The organism is Staphylococcus agnetis, assembly GCF_002901865.1.
In the GTDB taxonomy this organism is placed as follows: Bacteria; Bacillota; Bacilli; order Staphylococcales; family Staphylococcaceae; genus Staphylococcus; species Staphylococcus agnetis.
This window is the reverse complement of record NZ_PPQF01000053.1, coordinates 1-7,557: the sequence shown is the minus strand read 5'-3', so window position 1 is coordinate 7,557 and position 7,557 is coordinate 1. Positions and strand designations below refer to the sequence as shown.

At 34.9% G+C, this 7,557-nt stretch carries 6 protein-coding genes and 1 pseudogene; 4 read left to right on the top strand and 3 right to left on the bottom strand.

The window, feature by feature from the left end; all coding sequences use genetic code 11:
* From CD172_RS08400 to gndA, 3 genes and pseudogenes are all read left to right on the top strand, one after another.
* Positions 1–83 (top strand): annotated as a pseudogene (locus CD172_RS08400) (IS6 family transposase); the annotation flags it as partial.
* Between the two features lie 93 nt (positions 84–176).
* Positions 177–1,289 carry a M20/M25/M40 family metallo-hydrolase gene (locus CD172_RS08395; protein WP_060551103.1) on the top strand — a complete coding sequence of 371 codons (1,113 nt, stop codon included), beginning with the start codon at positions 177–179 and terminating at the stop codon, positions 1,287–1,289.
* Between the two features lie 76 nt (positions 1,290–1,365).
* Positions 1,366–2,769, top strand: coding sequence for an NADP-dependent phosphogluconate dehydrogenase (gene gndA / locus CD172_RS08390; protein ID WP_103346071.1), 1,404 nt, complete (start codon positions 1,366–1,368; stop codon positions 2,767–2,769).
* 47 nt (positions 2,770–2,816) lie between these two features.
* Here the strand turns inward: gndA and CD172_RS08385 are convergent, their stop codons facing one another.
* Together CD172_RS08385 and zwf are read right to left on the bottom strand one after the other, a co-directional pair.
* The gene (locus CD172_RS08385) at positions 2,817–3,674 is read right to left on the bottom strand and encodes an AraC family transcriptional regulator (protein WP_103346070.1); all 858 of its coding nucleotides are present in this window, start codon (positions 3,672–3,674) and stop codon (positions 2,817–2,819) included.
* Positions 3,675–3,776: 102 nt separating this feature from the next.
* Positions 3,777–5,261 (bottom strand): glucose-6-phosphate dehydrogenase, encoded by a 1,485-nt coding sequence (zwf, locus tag CD172_RS08380; RefSeq protein ID WP_103346069.1) that lies wholly within the window; start codon positions 5,259–5,261, stop codon positions 3,777–3,779.
* 160 nt (positions 5,262–5,421) lie between these two features.
* Between zwf and rnz the strand changes: the two genes are divergently transcribed.
* Complete coding sequence (gene rnz / locus CD172_RS08375; protein WP_103346068.1) at positions 5,422–6,339, top strand: ribonuclease Z; 918 nt, start codon at positions 5,422–5,424, stop codon at positions 6,337–6,339.
* Positions 6,340–6,446: 107 nt separating this feature from the next.
* Here the strand turns inward: rnz and proC are convergent, their stop codons facing one another.
* Positions 6,447–7,265, bottom strand: a complete 819-nt coding sequence (gene proC, locus CD172_RS08370) for a pyrroline-5-carboxylate reductase (protein WP_103346067.1) — start codon at positions 7,263–7,265, stop codon at positions 6,447–6,449.
* Between the last annotated feature and the right edge of the window lie 292 nt (positions 7,266–7,557).

The following is a 7,557-nucleotide window of genomic DNA, read 5'->3' as shown; positions in this document are numbered from 1 at the left end:
GACTATATAAAAAGAACCGCAGATCTCTTCAGATCTACGGGTTTTCGCCATGCCGTGTAATTAGCATCATGCTAGCTAGTTAATACGAAGTATTATTTTAAACATAAGGTTAGACACTTATTTTTTAACTTTGCAACGGAACCAAATGAAGTAAAGTCCACTAAGGAGGGGATTTTTTGATTAATCAACAACGCTTAATACAAACTTTTTTAGAACTTGTTCAGATTGATTCTGAAACGGGCCATGAAGGTCGAATCCAACCAATTTTAAAGAAAAAATTCGAAGCATTAGGACTTGAAGTTAAAGAAGATAATGCCAAAGCTCTGACAAATTTCGGTGCAAACAATTTAATTTGTACACTAAAAGCTACTGAAAACAACCGCGATAAAATTTATTTTACTGCACATATGGACACGGTTGAACCTGGACAAAATGTGAAACCTATCATCAAAGAAGACGGCTATATTTATTCTGATGGTACAACAGTTCTAGGTGCAGATGATAAAGCTGGATTGGCAGTTATTTTAGAAGTATTAGAGGTCATCCGTACACACCAACTGCCACATGGTCAAATTCAATTTGTCATTACAGTAGGTGAGGAATCTGGTTTAGTCGGCGCTAAAGCTTTAGATGCCTCACTGTTAGATTCAGAGTACGGCTTTGCGTTAGACGCCGCCGTACCTGTTGGAGATATCACGATAGGTGCACCATATCAAATGAAAATGCATGCTGAAATTCATGGTAAAAAAGCACACGCTAGTACGCCAAAAAAAGGAATTAGTGCAATCAACATTGCAGCTAAAGCGATTAGTCAAATGAAACTTGGACAAATTGACGAAGAGACGACAGCTAACATTGGCTCTTTTAATGGTGGCGGTCCAACGAATGTTGTCACGGATTTAGTACACATTTGGGCTGAAGCACGTTCACATGATGAAGCAAAAATTAATGCTCAGACAGCGCACATGAAAGAAACTTTTATCAACGTGGCTAAACACTATCATGCGCAAGCTCAAGTAGAATCTGAAATATCTTATCCAGGATTTAAAATTGAAGAAACGGAAAAAGTGTATCAAATTGCTAAAGAAGCATCATTAGCTTTAGGATTTGAAGCACATACATCCATCGGTGGTGGTGGCTCAGATGGTAGTATCATTAACCAATTTGGGATTCCAACTGTAATTTTAGGCGTAGGGTATGAATTTATTCATACGACTGAAGAGCGAATTTCTAAACAATCATTATACGATTTAGCACGTTACGTAATGAAAATTATTGAAAACGCTTAATAAAAGCGGTTGCGTGTTTATACGTTAATAATATGGTACAATGAGTGCGTAATTTATATTAAGAGAGGTAATAATAATGACACAACAAATAGGTGTAGTAGGATTAGCGGTAATGGGTAAAAACCTAGCATGGAATATTGAATCTAGAGGCTATACAGTATCTGTTTATAACCGTTCATCTGAAAAAACAGACATCATGGTCGCAGAATCTGAAGGTAAAAACATTGTTCCGACATATTCATTAGAAGAATTTGTGAACTCTTTAGAAAAACCACGTAAAATTTTACTTATGGTAAAAGCCGGAGCGGCTACGGATAAAACAATTGAAAGTCTTTTACCTTTATTAGATAACGACGATATTTTAATTGATGGTGGTAATACAAATTATTTAGATACAATGCGTCGTAATCAAGCACTCGCTCAAAGTGGTGTTAACTTTATCGGTACGGGCGTATCTGGCGGTGAAGTAGGTGCATTAACAGGTCCTTCTATGATGCCGGGTGGTCAACGCGATGCGTACGATAAAGTTGCAGATATTTTTGAAGCCATTGCTGCAAAAGCACAAGATGGTACGCCATGTGTCACATACATTGGGCCGGACGGTGCTGGTCATTATGTAAAAATGGTTCATAATGGGATTGAATATGCCGATATGCAATTAATTGCTGAAAGTTACTTTATGATGAAAGAGCTTTTAGGCATGTCTCACGAAGAAATTTCTGAAACTTTCAAATCATGGAATACGGGTGAATTAGAAAGTTATTTAATTGAAATTACGGGTGATATCTTCACAAAACTTGATGAAGCTGGAGAACCATTAGTTGAAAAAATAATGGATAAAGCAGGTCAAAAAGGAACTGGTAAATGGACATCAATTAACGCTTTAGAACTTGGTGCGCCGTTAACCATTATTACTGAATCTGTTTTTGCGCGTTTTATCTCATCTTTAAAAACACAACGCGTCCATGCTGCTCAATTTTTAAATGGTCCTAAAGCTTCATTTGATGGTGATAAAGATGCGTTTTTAGAACAAATTCGTCGTGCGCTGTATATGAGTAAAATTTGTTGCTATGCACAAGGTTTTGATCAAATGAAAGCAGCAAGTGAAGAAAATGAATGGCATTTACAATTAGGTGAACTCGCGATGATTTGGAGAGAAGGTTGTATTATTAGAGCACAGTTCCTTCAAAAAATTAAAGATGCCTATGATAAAGATAGTGAATTACAAAATCTATTGTTAGATGATTATTTCAAATCTATCGTTAATGATTATCAAGATGCATTACGTGAAGTTGTTGCTACTGGCGTTAAAAATGGCATTGCCATCCCAGGTTTTGCATCTAGTATTAACTACTTTGACAGTTATCGTACAGCAGATTTACCTGCTAACTTAATTCAAGCACAACGCGATTACTTTGGTGCGCACACTTATGAACGTAAAGACAAAGCAGGCGTTTTCCATACACAATGGACTGAATAATATCAGAAATAAAAAACACAAGGTCAAAATCATACGACCTTGTGTTTTTATATGTCATCATTTAGAAGCGGTATACCCAGTTGTATTTTAGTTAATGCATGGTCGAATGAAAAATCAAATGGATAGACTTCTAAATAAAGCGTGTCTTTTTCATAAGGCATTGAAAACTGCAATGTCGTCTCAATATAATGCCAAGCATCTGTCACTGCATAATCCATTTCACCTTGCAAATTAAACATCGCATATTGACGTCGATCCAAATAGCGATATTCTAAATGTGATGGCATCCGTTCACTAGGCACACCAACAAACAATTCGAGTCCATGCTCTAAAGGACATCTCACAACAAATAAATCATGTGGCCCGCAATCATTATATTTAATTAAATCGTCAATACGCCCATCAGCTTTTAAATCTTCTAAAAAATCAGGTACGTTAAAAGGACTTTCAATGTCTTGGCTAGGGATGAACCGAGAATAGCCAACCATACCAAAATCGCCAATATGTTCGTAACGAAAAGGTGGTGCGGGTTTCGTTGTTGTTGTTAGCTTTAAATAAATTTGAGGTTGCATATTGAGCTGATCAGATTTAGTTTTAACTTGAAGCGGTGAAACACCATGATAATCACTAAAATCATGTGCAAAAGCATTGACATCTGAATAGTGATATTTTTTTGCGATGTCAATTAATCGTGCATTACTTTGTTTTAATTCCTTTGCCGCTAATGTTAAACGTCTAGCTTTATAATAATCTTCTGGTGTTTGACCAGTAATCATTAGAAAAGATTGCGATAAGTGATAAGGTGACAGTTCAACGTAATCACTTAAATGTTGTAAATCATACGATTCATAAAGATGATCTTCAATATAAATAATCGCTTGTTGAATGTGTTTGATAACGTCCAAGAGGGGTCACTCCTAAATTACTTTAACGTAAAGCATTACTTAATGTTATATTATAAATCAAAAAGAGCTAAGTAGCATTAAAAACATACTTAGCTCTTATAGTTATTGAATGTCATCCCACCATTTTAAACCATCTCTACTCAAGAGGAGGTCACTTTCAAGTGGGCCATTTGTACCTGCTTTATAATTAGGGAATTCAGGTTCAAATTTAGACCATGCATCAGAAATTGAATCGACAAACTTCCATGTTGATTTCAATTCTTCCCAATGTGTAAAGTTCGTCGCATCACCATTTAACGCATCATACAATAGGTTTTCATAAGCATCTACGGTATTCATTTTATCTTGTGCACTCATTGCGTAAGATAATTGTACAGGCTCAGTTTCAATACCTTGGACATATTTCTTACCATTTAAATGAATAGAAACGCCTTCATTTGGTTGAATATTAATAACAAGAAGATTTGAATCTAAATGTTTATCTCTTTGATAATATAAATTCATTGGTACTTCTTTAAATTCAACGACGACTTGTATCGATTTACGCTTCATTCGCTTTCCTGTACGAATATAAAATGGAACGCCTGCCCATCTAAAATTATCTATAAGCACTTTACCTGAGACGAATGTTGGTGTAGATGAATCTGAAGCAACTTTATCTTCATCTCGATATGCTTTCACTTCTTGGCCATTAATTTGACCAGCGTCATATTGACCACGAACAAAGTGATGTCTCACGTCTTCAGTTGGAAGTACACGTAAAGATTTCAATACCTTTACTTTCTCGGCGCGTATATCATCACTATGTAAGCTAATCGGTGGCTCCATCGCAAGTAAGGCAACCATTTGTAACATATGGTTTTGTACCATATCTTTAAGTGCACCACTCGATTCATAATAACCGCCACGGTCTTCAACACCTAAAATTTCAGAAGACGTGACTTGTATATTTGAAATGTATTTATTATTCCATAATGGCTCAAACATCGCATTACTAAAACGTAACACTTCAATATTTTGAACCATATCTTTACCTAAATAATGGTCAATACGGAAAATTTCTTCTTCTTTAAAAGAACGACGAATTTGTTGATTTAATTCTTCTGCTGATGTTAAATCACTGCCAAACGGTTTTTCAATAACTAAACGTTTAAAGCCTTTTGTACGCGTCAGACCAGAAGATTTTAAATAATCTGTAACTGTACCAAAAAATTGAGGTGCCATTGCTAAATAAAACAGGCGATTGCCTTCAAGAGAAAATTTTTGATCAAGCGTCTCACTTAATTGTAATAAATCTGCATAGCTTGCTTCATCATTTACATCGTGAGGTTGATAGAAGATATGTTGCATAAATTTATCTAAATGTTTCGTATCTTGGACATGGGCTTGAATCGAAGCTTTCACTTGTGCTCTAAAATCATCATTAGTCAATTGACGTCGACCAATCCCAATAACCGCAATACGGTCGTCTAAGTTGTCTTGTTGAAATAAATGAAATAGGGATGGGAATAATTTACGGTGACTTAAATCACCCGTCGCCCCGAAGATAGTGATCAATGCTGGAATTTGCTTTTTTGACTTATTCAAGATTCAAAACCTCAATTCTTAATTTATATCATATTTGTTATTATAAAACATTCAACACATTTAGGTCATACAATCTGCATTATTTATATACATATTCTAATATTTTATGTCCCGCTTCAACACATTTTTATGATACTATAACGCTAAGGAGGCACACGCCATGGAAATTACGTTTTTTGGAACGAGTGCTGGGTTGCCCACGAAAGAGCGTCATACACAATCCATTGCTTTATCACTGGAACCTTATGATACTGATATTTGGCTATTTGACGTAGGGGAAGCCACACAACATCAAATCTTACATCATTCAATTAAATTAGGAAAAGTGAGCCATATTTTTATTACACACATGCATGGGGATCACGTATTTGGTCTTCTTGGAGTGTTAACGAGTCGTTCTTTCCAAGGTGGAGAAGCGAAACCTTTAACTGTAGTGGGGCCATCTGGTATTAAAGATTTCATCGAAAATAATATGGCATTAACACATTCACATTTAAATTATCCCATACATATTATTGAACTCAATCAAGAAATCGATCTCACTTTCAATCAATTTCAAGTTAAAGTATATCCATTAAATCACGGTGTACCATGCTACGGATTCCGTATTGAAGCACCAAGTACGCCTGGCAAATTAGATGTAAATAAACTTAAAGCATTAGGGATTCAACCCGGACCTATATATCAACACATTAAAACACAAGACACATTTGAATATGAAGGCAACATTTATGACACGGCGCCATTTAAAGGTCCAGATAAACAAGGACCAGTGATAGGTATTTATGGAGATACGAAGCCTTGCGCAAATCAGATTAAAATTGCGCAAGATGCGGATGTAATTGTCCATGAATCTACATATATCGAAGGCGATAAAACACGCGCAAACAACTATCATCACAGTCATATTGAAGATGTGTTAAATCTTTTAAGTGAAGCGAACGTCAAACATGGATTGCTTACACATTTAAGTAATCGTTACACATTAGATGATATCATGGTCATAGAAAAACAACTTCAAGAACTACACCCTGTCTCTTTTCAATTTGTGAAAGATTATGACTCTTATTCTTTTTAATACGACCGGTATCACTACGAAACCTATATGAATACAAAAAACCCGACTCAAGCGTTAGAATCATGAGTCGGGTTTTAATATTTAACAAAATTGTATAATGGTACTGATTAATCATTATCATCTTGCATTGAAAGTTCAACACTGCGATTTACTGCTGCATTTAAACACTCTTCAAAAATACCTTCAATATCATAATCTGATAATTTATTTAAGCCAGCTTGTGTTGTTCCGCCTTTAGATGTGATGTTCTTTCTTAATTGTTCAAGACTTAAATCTGAACGTTCAATCATTTTTCCAGTTCCAATGATTAATTCACGAATCGATTCTTCAACTTCTGATTTTTCTAATCCTAACTTAGTCCCAGCATTCACGTATTTTTCAAACACATGATAAAGAAAAGCAGGACCACTGCCAGTAATTGCAGTGACTTGATGTAAATGATCCTCTTTTACCTCAATCGCAGAGCCAAAAGCATTAATCAATGATAACACTTCATCTTTTGAGCGAGGACCAAAATTACGTGAAAAGCTGACACCTGTAACTGAATGACCAACTTGGGCATTAGTATTCGGCATAATACGTGCAATTGGATTATTCGGATTTAATTTTTCACGTAAATAACTGATGGGTAAACCAGCCATAATAGAGATAAATTTATTTTTGTCATCAATATGGTCACGTATACGCTCAGCCAATTGATCAAAGTCATGCGGTTTTGTTCCTAAAAATACATAATCCGCATCTTTTAATAAGGCTGCATCATCATAACTATAATGCACGCCTAATTCACGATGATATTCTTCTAACATCTGTTGATTAGACCGATTTGTAAGATAAATATTTTCAGGGGGTATCAATTCTGAATTTATAATTCCTTTAAATATCGCATTTGCCATATTACCAGCACCATAAAATACGATTTTCATAAAGATTGTCACATCCTAAATTATTAGTCTACGTTTATCTTAACATAAAATAAGTTGTGCACACGGCGAAATATTGAAAATCTACACCGATATAACACTCATATAGTTATACATTCCCTATAAAAAGACATTAAACATAATTAGCGTATTAAAACAAAAAAATTTTACAATTCATTGAAATTTTTGTTGCTATAAATATCGAAAATTTTGTGCAACTCAAACTTTGTATACATAAACAAACACAATATTAACAAAAATTATATTCCTTTATTTAGTAGTATAGTATATAATT